The sequence below is a fragment of the Kitasatospora acidiphila genome (genome assembly GCF_006636205.1).
Lineage (GTDB): Bacteria > Actinomycetota > Actinomycetes > Streptomycetales > Streptomycetaceae > Kitasatospora > Kitasatospora acidiphila.
The window spans coordinates 2,558,101-2,575,367 of sequence record NZ_VIGB01000003.1 but is presented as its reverse complement, the minus strand read 5'-3'; the positions used below and the strand labels follow the sequence as shown (position 1 = coordinate 2,575,367).

Annotated in this window: 15 protein-coding genes; 12 read left to right on the top strand and 3 right to left on the bottom strand. The window is 74.0% G+C overall.

The window, feature by feature from the left end; translation table 11 throughout:
- Positions 1–16 precede the first annotated feature (16 nt).
- Positions 17–364 (bottom strand): SCP2 sterol-binding domain-containing protein, encoded by a 348-nt coding sequence (locus E6W39_RS12310; protein WP_101382926.1) that lies wholly within the window; start codon positions 362–364, stop codon positions 17–19.
- A gap of 138 nt (positions 365–502) precedes the next feature.
- Here E6W39_RS12310 and E6W39_RS12305 point away from each other — a divergent pair, with 138 nt between their 5' ends.
- The 4 genes from E6W39_RS12305 (at position 503) to E6W39_RS12290 (ending at position 3,431) form a co-directional block, all read left to right on the top strand.
- Complete coding sequence (locus E6W39_RS12305) at positions 503–1,399, top strand: histone H1-like repetitive region-containing protein (RefSeq protein WP_141633583.1); 897 nt, start codon at positions 503–505, stop codon at positions 1,397–1,399.
- Positions 1,392–1,643, top strand: a complete 252-nt coding sequence (locus tag E6W39_RS12300; protein ID WP_141633582.1) for a hypothetical protein — start codon at positions 1,392–1,394, stop codon at positions 1,641–1,643. Before E6W39_RS12305 ends, E6W39_RS12300 begins: the two co-directional genes overlap by 8 nt.
- A gap of 13 nt (positions 1,644–1,656) precedes the next feature.
- The gene (locus E6W39_RS12295) at positions 1,657–2,463 is read left to right on the top strand and encodes a TlyA family RNA methyltransferase (protein WP_228718654.1); all 807 of its coding nucleotides are present in this window, start codon (positions 1,657–1,659) and stop codon (positions 2,461–2,463) included.
- Between the two features lie 65 nt (positions 2,464–2,528).
- Positions 2,529–3,431 (top strand): NAD kinase, encoded by a 903-nt coding sequence (locus tag E6W39_RS12290; protein WP_181799233.1) that lies wholly within the window; start codon positions 2,529–2,531, stop codon positions 3,429–3,431.
- A gap of 108 nt (positions 3,432–3,539) precedes the next feature.
- Here the strand turns inward: E6W39_RS12290 and yczR are convergent, their stop codons facing one another.
- Positions 3,540–5,048 carry a MocR-like transcription factor YczR gene (gene yczR / locus E6W39_RS12285; RefSeq protein ID WP_141633579.1) on the bottom strand — a complete coding sequence of 503 codons (1,509 nt, stop codon included), beginning with the start codon at positions 5,046–5,048 and terminating at the stop codon, positions 3,540–3,542.
- Between the two features lie 121 nt (positions 5,049–5,169).
- Between yczR and yczE the strand changes: the two genes are divergently transcribed.
- The 3 genes from yczE (at position 5,170) to E6W39_RS12270 (ending at position 8,867) form a co-directional block, all read left to right on the top strand.
- Positions 5,170–5,865 (top strand): membrane protein YczE, encoded by a 696-nt coding sequence (gene yczE, locus E6W39_RS12280; RefSeq protein WP_181799232.1) that lies wholly within the window; start codon positions 5,170–5,172, stop codon positions 5,863–5,865.
- Between the two features lie 22 nt (positions 5,866–5,887).
- Positions 5,888–7,621 carry a DNA repair protein RecN gene (gene recN, locus E6W39_RS12275; RefSeq protein ID WP_141637694.1) on the top strand — a complete coding sequence of 578 codons (1,734 nt, stop codon included), beginning with the start codon at positions 5,888–5,890 and terminating at the stop codon, positions 7,619–7,621.
- A gap of 73 nt (positions 7,622–7,694) precedes the next feature.
- Positions 7,695–8,867: a glycosyltransferase family 4 protein gene (locus E6W39_RS12270; protein WP_141633578.1), complete on the top strand. Its 1,173-nt coding sequence runs from the start codon at positions 7,695–7,697 to the stop codon at positions 8,865–8,867.
- A 41-nt stretch (positions 8,868–8,908) separates the two neighbouring features.
- Here the strand turns inward: E6W39_RS12270 and E6W39_RS12265 are convergent, their stop codons facing one another.
- Positions 8,909–10,837 carry a glycoside hydrolase family 15 protein gene (locus E6W39_RS12265; RefSeq protein ID WP_141637693.1) on the bottom strand — a complete coding sequence of 643 codons (1,929 nt, stop codon included), beginning with the start codon at positions 10,835–10,837 and terminating at the stop codon, positions 8,909–8,911.
- A 685-nt stretch (positions 10,838–11,522) separates the two neighbouring features.
- Between E6W39_RS12265 and E6W39_RS12260 the strand changes: the two genes are divergently transcribed.
- The 5 genes from E6W39_RS12260 (at position 11,523) to E6W39_RS12240 (ending at position 17,220) form a co-directional block, all read left to right on the top strand.
- Complete coding sequence (locus E6W39_RS12260; RefSeq protein ID WP_407658383.1) at positions 11,523–13,196, top strand: CTP synthase; 1,674 nt, start codon at positions 11,523–11,525, stop codon at positions 13,194–13,196.
- Positions 13,197–13,294: 98 nt separating this feature from the next.
- The gene (locus E6W39_RS12255; protein ID WP_141633577.1) at positions 13,295–13,921 is read left to right on the top strand and encodes an NUDIX domain-containing protein; all 627 of its coding nucleotides are present in this window, start codon (positions 13,295–13,297) and stop codon (positions 13,919–13,921) included.
- Positions 13,922–14,061: 140 nt separating this feature from the next.
- Positions 14,062–15,006, top strand: a complete 945-nt coding sequence (locus E6W39_RS12250) for a hypothetical protein (protein WP_141633576.1) — start codon at positions 14,062–14,064, stop codon at positions 15,004–15,006.
- Positions 15,007–15,247: 241 nt separating this feature from the next.
- The gene (locus E6W39_RS12245; protein WP_141633575.1) at positions 15,248–15,646 is read left to right on the top strand and encodes an ATP-binding protein; all 399 of its coding nucleotides are present in this window, start codon (positions 15,248–15,250) and stop codon (positions 15,644–15,646) included.
- 86 nt (positions 15,647–15,732) lie between these two features.
- Positions 15,733–17,220: a hypothetical protein gene (locus E6W39_RS12240; protein ID WP_141633574.1), complete on the top strand. Its 1,488-nt coding sequence runs from the start codon at positions 15,733–15,735 to the stop codon at positions 17,218–17,220.
- Positions 17,221–17,267: the final 47 nt, after the last annotated feature.

Sequence of the window (17,267 nt, the reverse complement as noted above, 5' to 3'; positions counted from 1 at the left end):
TGTCGGGCCCAGCGGCTCAGAGCAGGGTGCGCAGCCTCAGCAGGTCGCGCAGGCCGGCCTCCAGCTTGACCCGGCCGGACGCCCAGGCCTTGGCGAAGTTCAGCTGCCCGTTGACCAGGGCGACCAGGTCGTCGCTGGTCATGGTGAGCCGGATCGCCGCCGGGCGGTCGGGCGTGCCAAGGGCCTGGGTGACGTCCTGGATCCGGCCGTCCCGCAGGATGCCGGTGAAGGTCAGCTCCAGGTCGGTGAGCCGGCAGCTGAGCGAGCGGTCCACGGCCGCGGCGCTGCGCACCTTGCCGTCGGCGGTGGCCAGGTTGCGGCTGAACTGCTCCAGCGCCACGCGGCACTCCTCGACGTCGGCCATGGTCTCGCGCTCCTCGCAGGGGTCCGGTGGCGGCTGTTCGGCCACGGTACCCGGCGTCGGCCGCCGCTTGCTGCCGCGCGGCACCGGGATCAGGCGGTAGCGTCAGGACCGACGACGGTGCGGAGGAGGCAGCAGGAGATGCGGCAGGGGCTTCGGCAGTACGTGGAGTTGGCCGCCGGTCTGGCGGAGGAGGCCGGCAAGCGGGTGGTGGGGACGGCCGCCGAGCTGCTGGATCGAGCCGGCGTCGACGTGGTGGCCGCCGAGCGGACGGTGACCACGCTGGCCCACGAGGTGGTCACGGTCTCCCGAGGCGGCATCGACCTGGCGATCGGCGTCGCCCGGACGGAGGCCGAGAAGGCCGTGGAACGGGTCGGCCGGCTCGGGGACCAGGTGGTGAAGGTCGGCGTGGTCCTGGAGTACCTGGAGGGCAAGCTGCGCGGCCTGGAGGACGGCGGCGAGCCGCCGGCCGCCTCGTCGCCGGCGTGGGGGACGGCCGGCGGTGCGGGACGGGCGGACGGGCTGTTCGCGGACGACTGGGCGCCGGAGCAGGAACGGGAGGCCGGCGGCGTCGAGCGGGACCCGGAGCCGCTGCACGCCCAGGGGGCGCCGGTCACGCCGGTGACGCCGGTCGCCGAGGCGGCGGAGGCCGGGGCGGCGGAGGCAACCGAGACGCCCGAGCGGACGGCACCGGCGAAGAAGGCGGCGGCGAAGCAGGCCGCGGCTGAGAAGACGGTGGCCAAGAAGGCGACCACGGCGAAGAAGGCCACCGCGACCGCGCAGAAGGCCACGGCCAAGAAGACCGCCGCGAAGAAGACCACCGCGACCGCCAAGAAGACCGCGGCGAAGAAGACCGCAGCCAAGAAGACCGCGGCCAAGAAGACGGCGACCGAGCAGACCACCGCGACCGCCAAGAAGACGGCCGCCGCCAAGAGCACCGCCGCCGAGAAGACCGCCGCGAAGAAGGCCCCGACCAGGAAGAGCGCGCCCAGGAAGGCCGCCCCGAAGCGCCCGGAGGCCGGGGAGACCGATGTCTGACCAGCAGCCCGCCACCACCTCCGCCGAGCCCGCGGAGCCCGCCGAGCCCCTGTTCCACACCCCCGAGCCGCAGCCGCTCGGCGTCGAGCTGCTCCCCACCGGCCACGACGAGGTGGACGCCGAGCTGGCCGGCCTGTCCCGGCTGGACGGGGTGCCGACGGTGGAGCACCCCGCCGTGTACGAAAATGTCCAGCAGAGGCTCAACACGATCCTCACCTCGCTGGACGAACACGCTAGGAGCTGAACCACCCGTGGCAGTGGCACGACGCCGACTCGACGCCGAACTGGTCCGCCGCAATCTGGCCCGTTCGCGTGAGCACGCCAGCGAGCTGATCGCCGCCGGCCGGGTGACGGTCGGCGGCACGGTGGCGACCAAGTCGGCCACCCAGGTGGAGACCGCCGCCGCCGTGGTCGTCGCCAAGGACGAGAACGACCCGGACTACGTCTCCCGGGGCGGCCACAAGCTGGCCGGCGCGTTCACGGCGTTCATCCCGCAGGGCCTGGTGGTCGAGGGCCGCCGGGCGCTGGACGCGGGCGCCTCCACCGGCGGCTTCACCGATGTTTTGCTGCGCGCCGGGGCGGCCCGGGTGCTGGCGGTCGACGTCGGCTACGGCCAGCTCGCCTGGTCGCTGCAGAGCGATGACCGGGTGGTCGTGATGGACCGCACCAATGTGCGGGAGCTGACTCCGGAGCTGATCGGCGGCGAGCCGGTCGACCTGGTGGTCGGCGACCTGTCGTTCATCTCGCTGGGCCTGGTGCTGCCCGCGCTGTCGGGCTGCGCGGCCCCGGACGCCGACCTGGTGCTGATGGTGAAGCCGCAGTTCGAGATCGGCAAGGAGCGCCTGGGTAGCGGCGGCGTGGTCCGCAGCCCGCAGCTGCGCGCTGAGATGGTCCGTCAGGTCGCCGGTCAGGCCTGGGAGTTGGGCTGGGGAGTTCGTGCGGTAACGGCCAGCCCGCTGCCGGGTCCGTCGGGTAATGTCGAGTACTTCCTGTGGATGCGCCGTGATGCCGCGCAGCTCGATCCGGCCGAGGCGGACCGGGCGGTGGCCGAGGGTCCCCGCTAGCGGGAGGGCCCTGGATAGGCTGCCGCAGGGCTACGGGAGATCGGGTGGACGTAGGGAGAGGGCACTTGAGCGAGGAACGTACGGTCTTCCTGATCGCGCACACCGGCCGGGAGACGGCACTGCGCAGCGTCGAGCAGCTGGTCCAGGGTCTGCTGAAGGCAGGCCTGAAGATCAGGTTGCTGGAGGCCGAGGCGGTCGACCTCGATCTGCCCGAGGGCGTGCAGACGGTGCCGGCCGGCCATGGCGCGGCGGACGGCTGCGAGTTGATCCTGGTGGCCGGCGGGGACGGCACCCTGCTGCGCGGTGCCGAGCTGGCCCGGGACTCCGGGCTGCCGATGCTCGGGATGAACCTGGGCCGGGTGGGCTTCCTGGCCGAGGCGGAGCGCGACGACCTGGCCGTGGTGGTCGAGCGGGTGGTGGACCGCACCTACGAGGTCGAGGAGCGGATGACGCTGGACGTCCTGGTGCGGACCAACGGCGATGTGATGCACCAGGATTGGGCGCTCAACGAGGCCTCGGTGGAGAAGGCGTCCCGGGAGCGGATGCTGGAGGTGGTCACCGAGGTGGACGGCCGCCCGGTCTCCAACTTCGGCTGCGACGGCGTGGTGCTGTCCACTCCCACCGGCTCCACCGCCTACGCCTTCTCCGGCGGCGGCCCGGTGGTCTGGCCCGAGGTGGAGGCGCTGCTGATGGTGCCGATCAGCGCGCACGCGTTGTTCGCCCGCCCGCTGGTCACCTCGCCGAGGTCGGTGCTGGCGGTCGAGGTGCAGCCGAAGACCCCGCACGGGGTGCTCTGGTGCGACGGGCGGCGCTCCTTCGAACTGCCCGCCGGGGCCCGGGTGGAGGTCCGGCGCGGGCAGGTGCCGGTGCGGCTGGCCCGGCTGCACCGGGCGCCGTTCACCGACCGGTTGGTGGCCAAGTTCGCGCTGCCGGTGACCGGTTGGCGGGGGCGCTCGGGCGGCCACTGACGCACCCGGCAGTCGGTCGGGCAGCCATTGCCGGGTTGGCGCCCGTCGGGCTGCCCCACGCGCCAGCACCACCCGTCGGGCTGGCTCACGTACCGGCCCCGGGCTGCCTCAGACTGCCAGCGCGGCGGCCGTGCCGAGGGTGCCGGCCCAGCCGCGGCCGTCCTCCCGGGCGGCCAGTTCGGCGGTGGCGGCGAGCCGTTCGACGGTCTGGGCCGCGGCGGCCGGCGGCACGGTCAGCGGCAGCCGGACGAAGCCCTCGAAGGCGCCGTCCAGCCCGAACAGCGCCCCGGGCGCGACCCGTACCCCGGTGCGCTCGCCGGCCCTGGCGATGGCGGTGCCGGACAGCCCGCCGGTGTCGACCCAGAGCGTGATCCCGCCGGCCGGCTCGGCGAACCGCCACTGCGGCAGCCGCTCGCGCAGCGCCGGCAGCAGCGCCTCGGCACCGGCCCGCAGCTGGCCGAGGCGCAGCTCGCGCAGCGCGGGCAGCCGTTCGCCGAGCAGGTGGGCGCAGATCAACTGCTCCAGCACGGCGGTGCCGTGGTCGTGGTGCAGCCGCTCGGCGGCGAGTTGGCGGATCAGCGCGGGCGCCGCCCGGACCCAGCCGACCCGCAGCCCGCCCCAGGCCAGCTTGCTCGCCGAGCCGACGGTGATCAGCTGGGCCGCCCGGTCCAGCCCGGCCGTCGGGCGCGGTAGTTGCAGCGCCGGGTCCCGCCAGGCGAGTTCGGCCATGGTCTCGTCGACCACCACCAGGGTGCCGGCGGATCGGGCGGCGGCGAGCAGGTCGCGGCGCTGCTGCTCGTCGATCAGGGCGCCGGTCGGGTTGTGGAAGTCGGGGATCACATAGGCGAGCCGCGGAGCGGCCCCGCGCATCACCTGGCGCCATTCGGTGAGGTCCCAGCGCGGCATGCCGCACGGGTCGTCGCGCCGCTGCGGCACGGGAACCAGCCGGGCGCCGGTGTTGCGCAGCGCCTGCAGCACATGGGCGTAGCTGGGGGTCTCCACCGCGACCCGTTCGCCGGGGCGCAGCAGGGCGCCGAAGACCAGCACCAGGGCGCTCATCGCGCCGCTGGTGATGAGGATCTGGTCGGGGGTGGTGGGCAGGCCGCGCTGGGTGAACCGGTCGGCCACCGCCTCGCGCAGCGCCGGGATCCCGGTGGGGTAGTGGCCGTGGCCCTGGGCGTAGGCGGGGAGCTGCTCGACGGCTCGGGCGGTGGCCTCGGTGAACAGCGGCTGCGGGGCCGGCGGGGTGGCGGCGCCGAGGTCGATCACCTGGCCCGCGCCCTCGGGCGGCACCGGGAAGAGCGCGTCCACCGGTGGGCGGCTGCCCTCGGGGAGCGCCGTCCAGCTGCCGGAGCCGCGCCGGCTGTGCAGGTAGCCGGTCTCGCGCAGGGCGTCGTAGGCGGCGGCGATGGTGGTGCGGCTGACCGCGAGGGCGGCGGCGAGTTCGCGTTCGGCGGGCATCCGGGTGCCGACCGGCAGCCGGCCGTCGGTGAGCAGCAGCTGCACCTGGCGGGCCAGCGCCCGGTAGACGGGGTGGCCCGGACCGGCCGGCGCCTGGGCGGTGCGCAGCAGGCGGGCGAGCGCGGGCGGGGTGACGGTGCTGTGCCATTCAGTCATGCCGAGGCCATTCACTCATGCCGAGCAGTCCACTTCGCTCGAATTGGCTCTGTCGTAAGCCCAGGTGGACTTCTCATCATGGCAGAGCGGCCTGTACCACGGCTAGATCCAAGGAGTTGAGATGGCGATCCTCGTGCTGCCCCGTGACACCGCCGGCCTCGGTCGGCGGCTGACCCAACTGATGGCCGGGCTGGTGCTCTACGGGGTCAGCATGGCGATGGCGTTCCGTTCCTCACTGGGCCAGTCCCCGTGGGGCGTCTTCCACCAGGGCGCGGCCGCCCACCTGGGGCTGTCCATCGGCACCGTGGTGCTGCTGGTGGGTGTCGTGGTGCTGCTGCTCTGGATACCGCTGCGCCAGCGCCCTGGCGTCGGCACGGTCGCCAACGTGCTGGTGCTCGGGGTGGCGATGGACGCCACCGACGCGGTGCTGCCCGCCCCGCACGACCTGCCGTCCCGGTTCGCACTGCTGGTCGGCGGCATCGTGCTGAACGGCCTGGCCGGCGGGATGTACATCGGCGCCCGGCTCGGCCCCGGCCCGCGCGACGGGCTGATGACGGGCCTGCACCGGCGCACCGGGCGCTCGCTGCGCCTGCTGCGCACCGGGGTCGAGCTGACCGTGCTGCTCACCGGGGTGCTGCTGGGCGGTGACGCCGGGGTGGGGACGATCGCCTACGCGCTCGCGATCGGGCCGCTGACACAGTACTTCCTCGCGGTGTTCACACCTTCGAGCACCCGCACCGATGCCGAGCGCCCGGAACGAATGAACTTCACGGCCGTAGGTCGTCCTTCGTCGCGCTCCGGGGGCGAGGTCTCGTAAGGTCGTCTCCGTGTTGGACGAGATGCGGATACGGGATCTGGGCGTCATCGACGACGCGGTGGTGGAGCTGGCCCCCGGCTTGACCGTCGTGACCGGTGAGACCGGCGCGGGCAAGACCATGGTGGTGACCAGCCTCGGCCTGCTGCTGGGCGGCCGTGCCGACCCGGCCCTGGTCCGCGGCGGCGCCGAGCGCGCCGTGGTGGAGGGCCGGCTCGACCTGCCCGCCGGCTCCCCGGCCGCCGCCCGGGCGCTGGACGCCGGCGCCGAGCTGGACGACGGCGCCCTGCTGATCAGCCGCACCGTCTCCGCCGAGGGCCGCTCCCGGGCGCACGTCGGCGGCCGCTCGGTGCCGGTCGGCCTGCTCGCCGAGCTCGGCGAGGAGCTGATCGCGGTGCACGGCCAGAGCGACCAGCAGCGGCTGCTCCGCCCGGCCCGCCAGCGCGGCGCCCTGGACCGCTACGCCGGTCAGGCGCTGGCCGAGCCGCTGGCCCGCTACCGGACCGGCTACCGGCGGCTGCGCGAGGTCACCGAGACCCTGGCCGAGCTGACCACCCAGGCCCGGGAGCGGGTCCAGGAGGCCGATCTGCTGCGGTTCGGCCTGGAGGAGATCGCCGCCGCCGAGCCGGTGGCCGGCGAGGAGGTCGAGCTGGCGGCCGAGGCCGAGCGGCTCGGCCACGCCGACGCGCTCTCCTCGGCCGCCGAGCTGGCGCACGCCGCGCTGGCCGGCAACCCGGCCGACCCCGACCTGGTGGACGCCGGCACCCTGCTCGGCCAGGCCCGCCGCGCGCTGGACGCGGTGCGCGGGCACGACGAGCGCCTCGCCGCCCTGGCCGACCGGCTGGCCGAGGTCGGCTACCTGTTCGCCGACGTGGCCGGCGACCTCGCGATCTACGCGGACGACCTGGACGCCGACCCGGCCCGGCTGGCCGCCGTCGAGGAGCGCCGGGCGGTGCTCGCCCAGCTGATCCGCAAGTACGGTTCGCCCGAGGGAGGGACCGCCGAGGTGGTCGCCTGGGCCGAGCAGGGCGCGCTGCGGCTGGCCGAACTCGACGGCGACGACGACCGGATCGAGGAGCTCCAGGCCGAGCAGACCCTGCTGCGCACCGAATTGGCCGCCCTGGCCGCCGAGGTCTCCGCGGCCCGCCAGGGCGCGGCCGGCCGGTTCGCGGACGCGGTCTCCGCCGAGCTGACCGAGCTCGCCATGCCGCACGCCCGGGTGACCTTCGACCTCACTCGATTGGACGACCCGGACGGTCTGGAGCTTGACGGCCGCGCCGTCGCCTACGGCCCGCACGGCGTGGACGAGGTCGAGGTGCTGCTGGCCCCGCACCCGGGCGCGTCGCCGCGCCCGATCGCCAAGGGCGCGTCCGGCGGTGAGCTGTCCCGGGTGATGCTCGCCGTCGAGGTGGTCTTCGCTGGTGCCGACCCGGTGCCGACCTATCTCTTCGACGAGGTCGACCAGGGCGTCGGCGGCAAGGCCGCGGTGGAGATCGGCCGCCGCCTGGCCAAGCTGGCCCGCAGCGCCCAGGTCGTGGTGGTCACCCACCTGCCGCAGGTGGCGGCTTTCGCCGACCGGCACCTGGTGGTGGAGAAGACCAACGACGGCACCGTCACCCGAAGCGGCGTCAAGACCCTGACCGACGAGGAGCGGGTGCGCGAACTCTCCCGGATGCTGGCCGGCCTGGAGGATTCCGAGCTGGGTCGTGCGCATGCCGAGGAGTTGCTCGCCACCGCGCGTTCGCCCAGGGAGGGTTAACAACCGTTTATCGTTCTCCCCAGTAGTGGGCCACTCCAGTGGCGAGTTCCCTAGCGAGTCGGAGCGAGACGACGTGGAGCATTCCTCCGCCCGGGGCAGCGCGGCCGGCCCTTCCAGCGGCCAGCTGCATGTGGTGCTGGTGCTGTCCGCCGGCAGCGGCGGGATCGGCGCCCATGTGCGGTCACTGGCCCAGGGGCTGGTGGCGCACGGGGTGAAGGTGACGCTGTGCGCCCCGGCGGACTCCGACGCGCTGTTCGCGTTCTCCCGCACCGGCGCGGTCTTCCAGCCGGTGGAGATCACCGCGACCTCCGACTGGCGCAGCGACGCCACCGCGATCGGCGAGCTGCGCCGCGCCTTCACCAGCGCCGACCTGGTGCACGCCCACGGGCTGCGCGCCGGGCTGCTCTCCGACCTGGCGCTGCGCACCGCCGGCCGGCTGCCCGGGCTGCGTCCGGAGACCCCGCTGGTGGTGACGTCGCATCACGCGCTGCTCGCCACCGGCCTGGAGCGGCGCCTGCAGCGGCTGATGGAGCGCCGGGTGGCGCGGGCCGCCGACCTGGTGCTGGGCGCCTCCTCCGACCTGGTGGCCCGGGCCCGCGAGCTGGGCGCCACCGACGCCCGGCTCGGCCCGGTGGCCGCACCGCCGCTGGCGCCCGGCACCTTGGACCGCGCGGCGGCCCGGGCGATGCTGCTCGGCCCGAACGAGCCGGACCGGCCGCTGGTGCTGGCGATCGGTCGGCTGGTGCCGCACAAGGGGTTCGGCCAGCTGCTGGAGGCCTCCCGCGGGCTGGTCGGCGGCGCCGGGCCGACCCCGCTGGTGCTGCTCGCCGGGGACGGGCCGCAGGCCCTGGAACTGCGCGAGCGGATCGCCGCCGAGCAGTTGCCGGTGCGGCTGCTCGGCCACCGCACCGATGTGCCGGAGCTGCTGACGGCAGCCGACGCCGTGGTGATCAGCAGCCGTTGGGAGGCCCGTTCGGCGGTCGCCCAGGAGGCGCTGCGCGCCGGGGTGCCGCTGGTGGCCACCGCGGTCGGCGGGATCCCGGAGCTGGTGGGGGACGCGGCGGTGCTGGTGCCCGGCGGCGACCCGGCCGCGCTCGGCACCGCCGTCCGGGAGCTGCTCGCCGACCCGGACCGCCGCGCGGCGCTGGCCGCCGCCGGGCCGGCGCAGGCCGCGACCTGGCCCGACGAGGCCGCCACCGTGGCGCAGGTGCTCAGCACCTACGACGAGCTGGTGCAGCGCGGCTGACGGTCCCGGCCGGCGGTCGCGAGCCGGGACCTCGACGGCGCTCAGACCGGCTGGCTCACCGGCCGGCCGGCGGGCTGGGTCTGCGGGGCCAGGTAGGCGGCGCCGCACGCGGTCAGCCGCAGCGCCGTGTCGATCAGCGGCACATGGCTGAACGCCTGCGGGAAGTTCCCCACCTGGCGCTTGGACACCGGGTCCCACTCCTCGGCGAGCAGCCCGAGGTCGTTGCGCAGCGCCAGCAGCTTGTCGAACAGCTCCCGGGCCTCGCCGACCCGCCCGATCATCGCCAGGTCGTCGGCCAGCCAGAACGAGCAGGCCAGGAACGCGCCCTCGTGCCCCGACAGCCCGTCGACGTTGGCGCCCGTCTCGTCATGGGTGGGGTAGCGCAGCACGAAGCCGTCCGGGGTGGACAGTTCGCGCTGGATCGCCTCGATGGTGCCGATCACCCGCTTGTCGTCCGGCGGCAGGAACCCGACCTGCGGGATGAGCAGCAGCGAGGCGTCCAGCTCGGTGCCGCCGTAGTACTGGGTGAAGGTGTTGCGCTCCGGGTCGTAGCCCTTCTCGCAGACGTCCGCGTGGATCTCGTCGCGCAGCGCCCGCCAGCGCTCCAGCGGGCCATCGGCCTCGCTCTGCTCGATCAGCTTGATGGTGCGGTCCACCGCCACCCAGGCCATCACCTTGGAGTGGACGAAGTGCCGGCGCGGCCCGCGGACCTCCCAGATCCCCTCGTCCGGGGCCTTCCAGTGCTCCTCCAGGTAGCTGATCAGGCGCAGTTGCAGCAGGTGGGCGTGGTCGCTGCGGGACAGGCCGATCATCTGGCCCAGGTAGAGGGCCTCCACCACCTCGCCGTAGACGTCCAGCTGGAGCTGGCCGGCGGCGCCGTTGCCGACCCGGACCGGGGCCGAGTTCTCGTAGCCCGGCAGCCAGTCGAGGTGGGTCTCGGTGAGCTCCCGCTCGCCGGTGATCGAGTACATGATCTGCAGGTTCTCGGGGTCGCCGGCGACCGCGCGCAGCAGCCACTCGCGCCAGGCCCTGGCCTCGTCGCGGTAGCCGGTGCGCAGCAGCGAGGAGAGGGTGATCGCCGCGTCCCGCAGCCAGGTGTAGCGGTAGTCCCAGTTCCGCTCGCCGCCGATGTCTTCGGGCAGCGAGGTGGTGGGGGCCGCCACGATGCCGCCGGTGGGGCCGTAGGTGAGCCCCTTCAGGGTGATCAGCGAGCGGACCACGGCGTCCCGGTAGGGGCCCTGGTAGGTGCACTGGGAGACCCAGTCGGACCAGAACTCCTCGGTGAGCGCCAGCGAGGCCTCGGCGTCGGGGACCTCCGGCGGCGGCAGGTGGGAGGCCTGCCAGGTGAGCGCGAAGGTGATCCGCTCGCCGGCGGTGACGGTGAAGTCGGCGTAGGTGGTCAGGTTGCGCCCGTAGGTCTCGGACGCGCCGTCCAGCCAGACCGAGTCCGGGCCGGCCACGGCGACCGTGCGGTGCGCGCCGCCGGGCTGCTCGACCCGGTGGACCCAGGGCACGACCTTGCCGTAGCTGAACCGCATCCGCAGCGCGGAGCGCATCCGCACCGTGCCGCTGAGCCCCTCCACCACGCGGATCATCTGCGGCACCGGCTTTTGGTCCGCCAGGTGGCGCGGTGGCATGAAGTCGATCACCCGGACACTGCCCTTCGGCGTGTCCCACTCCTGCTCCAGGATCAGCGAGTCGCCCCGGTAGCGGCGGCGGTCGGCGGGCACCGCGGGGGCCGCGGCGCTGCTCGGGACCGTCCGCAGCTCACTCGAATCGGTGAACGGCGCGCGCGGCGCCGGGGCGCTGTTGGTCACCGGGGCGGCCGGCGCGGCCTCCGCGGGGCCGATCCGCCAGAACCCGTGTTCATCGGTGCCCAGTAGACCGGCGAAGACGGCGGGGGAGTCGAACCGCGGGAGGCAGAGCCAGTCCACGGCGCCGTCTCTGCTGACCAGGGCGGCGGTCTGCATGTCCCCGATAAGTGCGTAGTCCTCGATACGGCCGGCCACGTGAATCTCCAGTTCGCGGTAGTGCTCGGCGGTCGCCGACCGGGGCGAGAGCGGCTCCTGCGGCGCCGGGAGGGCGCGGCCCGGGCGGGCGCCCCCTCCTGTCCGCTGGTGGCGGCTCGGCGGGGGCGGGCCGCTCGGAGCCGATCGGGCTCCGGGGCCTGGGCGCTGCTGGGGAACGGGTGGAGCAAGGGAGTCCGGTCGCGCAGCGGGAACGGAAGGCCTCGTCCAGGCCCTCGTCCTCGGCGTGCTCTGCTGTCGGCGATGCGTCCGTGCAGGATACGACGGCGGAACGGGCCTCAGCACCCGGAAACGATCAGGTACAGCCGTCTGCACAGGACGAGTCGGCGAAAGTAGCCCGGTCGGGTGAGAGTGGCGGTTGAACGGGGCATCCGGCGGTGATCATTCCGGGCCACCGCGCAGTGACCCGACTGGCTCCCGCGGCGGCCGGGGATCACCCGGGCGGACCAGCGCAGAGGCGTGCGACCGCGCGACGTCCACCGCGCTGATACCCTGGTACCCCGTGGACTGGTGGGATCAACCGCCCCGGACCCGCTGACTGACGACCCCGGATTCACCCGGAGGATCAGTCCAAGGCGTCCGTCTCCACCAGCGTCAGCTTCGACATGCGACCCACGGGAGCCCCCTCTTGGCACAGCCCCATTCCGGCAAGACGGCCAGCGGCCGCGCCGTGACGACCAAGCACCTCTTCGTCACCGGGGGTGTCGCCTCCTCGCTCGGCAAGGGGCTCACCGCCTCCAGCCTCGGTGCCCTGCTCAAGGCCCGCGGCCTGCGGGTGACGATGCAGAAGCTCGACCCGTACCTGAACGTGGACCCGGGCACCATGAACCCGTTCCAGCACGGCGAGGTGTTCGTCACCGACGACGGCGCCGAGACCGACCTGGACATCGGCCACTACGAGCGGTTCCTCGACACCAACCTGCACGGCTCGGCCAACGTGACCACCGGCCAGGTCTACTCCACCGTGATCGCCAAGGAGCGGCGCGGCGAGTACCTGGGCGACACCGTGCAGGTGATCCCCCACATCACCAACGAGATCAAGTCCCGGATCCGCCGGATGGCGACCGAGGACGTCGACGTGGTGATCACCGAGGTCGGCGGCACCGTCGGCGACATCGAGTCGCTGCCGTTCCTGGAGGCCGTGCGCCAGGTGCGCCACGAGGTCGGCCGGGACAACGTCTTCTTCGTGCACGTCTCGCTGCTGCCCTACATCGGCCCGTCCGGCGAGCTGAAGACCAAGCCCACCCAGCACTCGGTGGCCGCGCTGCGCAACATCGGCATCCAGCCGGACGCCATCGTGCTGCGCGCCGACCGCGAGGTGCCGCAGGCGATCAAGCGCAAGATCTCGCTGATGTGCGACGTGGACGAGGAGGCCGTGGTCGCGGCCATCGACGCCAAGTCGATCTACGACATCCCCAAGGTCCTGCACGGCGAGGGCCTGGACGCCTACGTGGTGCGCCGGCTCGACCTGCCGTTCCGCGATGTGGACTGGACCACCTGGGACGACCTGCTGCGCCGGGTCCACGAGCCCCAGCACATCGTCAAGGTGGCGCTGGTCGGCAAGTACATCGACCTGCCGGACGCCTACCTCTCGGTGACCGAGGCGCTGCGGGCCGGCGGCTTCGCCAACAACGCCCGGGTCGAGATCAAGTGGGTCACCTCGGACGAGTGCGAGACCCCCGAGGGCGCCCGCGAGCAGCTCGGCGACGTGGACGCGATCTGCATCCCGGGCGGCTTCGGTGACCGCGGTGTGAACGGCAAGGTCGGCGCGATCACCTACGCCCGCGAGAACAAGATCCCGCTGCTCGGCCTCTGCCTGGGTCTGCAGTGCGTGGTCATCGAGGCGGCCCGCAACCTGGCCGGGCTGCCGGAGGCCAACTCCACCGAGTTCGACCCGGCCGCCAAGCACCCGGTGATCTCGACCATGGCCGAGCAGCTGGCGATCGTCGACGGCAAGGGCGACCTGGGCGGCACCATGCGCCTGGGCCTCTACCCGGCCAAGCTGGCCGAGGGCTCGATCGTCCGCGAGGTCTACGGCGGCGAGCAGTACGTCGACGAGCGGCACCGCCACCGCTACGAGGTCAACAACGCCTACCGGGCCGACCTGGAGAAGACCGGTCTGCAGTTCTCGGGCCTGTCGCCGAAGGGTGACCTGGTGGAGTACGTCGAGTACCCGCGCGAGGTGCACCCCTACCTGGTCGCCACCCAGGCGCACCCGGAGCTGAAGTCCCGCCCGACCCGCCCGCACCCGCTCTTCGCGGGTCTGGTGGCCGCGGCCATCAAGATCAAGACCGACGAGTAGTAGGAGCGTCGGTTCATCGGACGGCGGTTTCCCGGTTGGCCGGGGAGCCGCCGTTCGGCGTTAGATTATGTCGTACTGACGAGAAGGGGAGTGTCGGCATGATCAAGGACATGGCGGAGGAATTCGCGGTCCGGTCCAGTGCGCAGCCGTTCCAGGGGAAGATCACCGGGGTGCGCAGCGACGAGGTGCGGATGCCCGACGGCTCCTACGCCCGCCGGGACTACCAGACCCACCCCGGCTCGGTCGCCGTGCTGGCCCTGGACGAGCAGCAGCGGGTGCTGCTGGTGCGGCAGTACCGGCACCCGGTGCGCCAGCGGCTCTGGGAGCTGCCCGCCGGGCTGCTCGACGTGCCGGGGGAGAACCCGCTGCACGCCGCCCAGCGCGAGCTGTTCGAGGAGGCGTACTGCAAGGCGGGCGACTGGCGGGTGCTCGTCGACATCTACACCTCGCCGGGCGGCAGCGACGAGGCGCTGCGGATCTTCCTGGCCACCGGGCTGTCCGAGGCCGAGGGCGAGAAGTTCGACGCCCACGGTGAGGAGCTGGAGATCGAGACCGCCCGGGTGCCGCTGACCGAGTTGGTGAGCCTGGTGCTGGCCGGCGAACTCCACAACCCCACCCTGGTCACCGGCACCCTCGCCCTGCAGACGGCGCTGAGCGGCGGCGGCCTGGGCGCCCTGCGCCCGGCCGACGCACCGTGGCCGGCCCGGCCGTTCACGGCGGGGTGAGCCTGAACGCGGACCACCGGGCCGCTCCCGGTGCTCCGGAGTAACCCGCAGCTCACCATACGAGACGGTAGTTCCGCAGCGAATAACGATTCCCTTCCGAGGGCTGTCTGAGAGCTTTTCCTGGTCCTAGGCTGCGGCGCGTGTCGATCCTTCGAAGATTTCGTGCTTCCGGTCCGCGGCTGCTGCCGGAACTCGACGACGTCAAACTCGGTCGAGTACGGCGGCAGGTGAATTCCCCCGGTCTCCCCGGGCAGGACGAGATCCTGGTCGACCACGTCGAACGGCTGCTCAAGGAGGCCGGGGACGACTGGGACCGCCGTGCGCACCGGTTCGCCGTGCTCGCCGACGCGGCTGCGCCCTCGGCGTTGGCCCGCTCCTGGCGGATGCGCCGCCCGCGCAGCGCCGACGCGCTGATCTTCGAGGCCTGGGTCGAGTTGGTCCGCGGCCGGGCCGAGGGGAAGATGGCCGACCTGCAGGCCGTCGCCGACCACTGCTACCGCGCTGCGGACGCCGCGCCGGAGGACCCCACTCCCTGGGTGGTGCTGCTCGGGATCCTGCGACTGGCCCGTGCCGACACGCGCGAAGTCTTCCCGGTGTGGCACGAGGTGACCTCCCGCGACCCCTGGCACCGGGAGGCCCACCTGCAGATGCTGCACTACCTCTCGCCGGAGGAGTGCGGCTCGCGCAGCAGCCAGTCGGACTTCGTGCACGCGGTCCGGGCCGCGGTGCCGGCGACCGCACCGGCGGCCGGTCTCGAGCTGACCGCGCTGGTCGAGGACCACGCCCGGGTCACCGCCAAGGGCGGCGTGGAGGCGCTGCTGGCCCGCAACATGTGGTCGAACAACCGCGGCACCACCGCCTTGGGCACCGCACTGGCCGACTGGCCGCACCCCGGCCGGCTGCAGCACGCGGCCGCCCTGGCCGACCTCAACCTGCTTGTGTTCGCCTTGGTCCAAGCCGGCCGGGTACGTGAGAGCACTGAGGCCTTCCGTCTGATCGGCGACACGGTGACGCCCTGGCCGTGGTCCCTGGACGGCGACCCGGTCGGCCAGTTCGGCTACTGGAGGGCCAAGGCCCTGGGCTGACGCGGGTCAGCGGGCCGCGGTGGCGATCAGGTGGCTGCTGCCGCGGGCGAGCCCGACACCTGGGAGGCCGTCGGCCGGTGAGTTGCCCGCGGAGCGGCGCGGCCGCGGCGGCGTCCACTCGCCGGCGCGACTGTCCGGGTGATTCGGCGCTCGGCCGGATGGCTGGCCCCTCGGCAGCGGGGCGTCGGCGAACTACGCTTCGCTGACGGGAAGCTGGGCGACTGGGTCGGGAGTGGCGCTGGTGGCGAGGGAGACGGCGACGATGGGTGTGCGGCCCGCTTCCGAGCGGGCGGCGGCGCCCGCGCCCGGGGTGCCCGAGCCGTTCGTCGGACGGGCGGCGGAGTTGGCGGCGCTCACGCTGCGGCTGCGGGGCCCGGCGAGCGGGGGCGGGTGCCGGGTGCTGCTGGTGGCCGGGCGGCCCGGGTCGGGGCGGACGTCGCTGGCCCGGCGGTTCGCCGCCACCGCGGCCGGGGAGCGGCGGGTGCTGGCCCTTCGGCTCTCCGATCCCGATGGCACCCCGCATCCGCCCGGGCTGGTGGCCAAGCGCTTGCTCAGCGAGCTCGGCGAGGAAACGGAGGCGCTCCCGCTGCCGGCCCCGAGCAGGAGGACCCGGCCTGCGCCCGCCTGCGCGAGGCGCTGACCGGCCGGGACACCCTGCTGCTGCTGGACGACGTCGCGGATGCCGGGCAGCTGCGCCCGCTGCTGCCCGAGGAGCCGCGCTGCCTGGTGCTCGCGGTGGCCGCCCGTCCGCTGACCGGGCTGGCCGACCGGTTCACCGTCGACCCGGTGATCCTGCGCGGCATCGACGAGCCGGCCGCCGTCGACCTGCTCACCGCACTGGTCGGCGGCACCCGGATCAGCTGCGACCCGGTCGCCGCCGCCGAGTTGGCCGAGGCCTGCGCGGGCCGGCCGGCACCGCTGAGGCTGCTGGCCGGCTGGTTGCGGGCGCACCCCAAGGTGGCCGTCCCCGAGGCGGGCGCCGCCCTGCGCGCGGTGGCCGAGGAGCGGGGAACCGGAGCCGGGGACCCCCTGGTCGCCGCCCTGCACCTGCGCTACCGCGCCCTCCCCGTCGCCCAGGCCCGCCTGCTGCGGATGCTCACCCTGGCGCCGGGCGGCTTCGGCGACCCGCGCACCGCCTCCGCGCTGGCCGGCTGCCCGGCACCCGAGGCGGTGGTGGCCCTGCAGGCGCTGGCCGAGCAGGAGCTGCTGGACCCGGCCGAGCCGACCGCCGACGGCACCGCCCGCTACCGGGTGCCCGGGCGGTTCCACGCCGAACTGGTCGCGCTGCGCGAGCAGCACGACCGCCCGGCCGCCCTGCAGCTGGCCCGGGCCCGGCTGCTGGAGCGGCTGATCCGGCTGGTGGACTCGGCGCGGGCGCTGCTGGACCCGGCCGTGCCGGCCCCCGACCCGCTGCCCGGTCCGCTGCGGCTGCGCGGCGCCGCGCAGGCCCGGGCCTGGCTGGCGGGCGAGCGCGAACTCCTGCTCAGCAGCGCCGAAAAAGCGCTTGCTCAGGGCGACCTGGACGGTTCGGTGGCCCGCCTGGTCGGCGCCCTACTGCGCACCCTCCCGCTCACCGGCCCCGGCCGACCGGGCCCTGCCGACGCCTACCGGCTGCACCAACTGGTCCTGGAACTGGCCGAACGCCAGGCCGCACCCCGCCGGGCCGCCGCCGCCCTGCTCAACCTGGCCGACCTGCGGGCCGCCGCCGGCCACTGGGCGCCGGCCGCCGAGCTCTACCAGCGTGCCGTCGCCCACACCCGGGAGCCGCGCGACGACGCGGCGGCCGCCCGGGCCCTGGAGGGCGTGGGCGAGTGTCGTCGCGCGCTCGGTGAGGCGGTCCGGGCCGCCGACGCCTACGGCCGGGCCCTCGTGCTGCGCCAGCACCTGGACGACCCCGCCGCCCAGGCCCGGCTGCTGGTCCGGATCGCCGAGGCGCACGCCGCCCAGCGCCGCACCGACGAGGCGGTCCGCGAGTACCGGGCGGCGCTCGCGCTGCTGCGCCGCCTCGGCGACGACCGGGGGTCACGGCCGTGGCGGCGACCCTGGAGAAGCTGCACTCCGGCTGACCGGCGGGCATCTTCCCGGCGTCCTTGCGGTGACCCGTGCACTGTTTGGGAGATTTGCCTGGAAGATCGCCGTTCGCCAGGAACTTCCCAGAGCAAGCCTACGAATCTGCCAATGGGTCGAGGAGATTTAGTCACTTTGGAAGGCTGACGGATCAGCTGGGCTTCATTACACTCGACTTAGTCGCGCAGTGCAGC

Coding starts and splice junctions, on each gene's coding strand:
- E6W39_RS12255 (WP_141633577.1), top strand. CDS start 13,295: ATGATCAAGGACATGGCGGAGGAATTCGCGGTCCGGTCCAGTGCGCAG.
- yczR (WP_141633579.1), bottom strand. CDS start 5,048: ATGACTGAATGGCACAGCACCGTCACCCCGCCCGCGCTCGCCCGCCTG.
- yczE (WP_181799232.1), top strand. CDS start 5,170: ATGGCGATCCTCGTGCTGCCCCGTGACACCGCCGGCCTCGGTCGGCGG.
- E6W39_RS12300 (WP_141633582.1), top strand. CDS start 1,392: ATGTCTGACCAGCAGCCCGCCACCACCTCCGCCGAGCCCGCGGAGCCC.
- E6W39_RS12305 (WP_141633583.1), top strand. CDS start 503: ATGCGGCAGGGGCTTCGGCAGTACGTGGAGTTGGCCGCCGGTCTGGCG.
- E6W39_RS12265 (WP_141637693.1), bottom strand. CDS start 10,837: ATGCAGACCGCCGCCCTGGTCAGCAGAGACGGCGCCGTGGACTGGCTC.
- E6W39_RS12310 (WP_101382926.1), bottom strand. CDS start 364: ATGGCCGACGTCGAGGAGTGCCGCGTGGCGCTGGAGCAGTTCAGCCGC.
- recN (WP_141637694.1), top strand. CDS start 5,888: ATGCGGATACGGGATCTGGGCGTCATCGACGACGCGGTGGTGGAGCTG.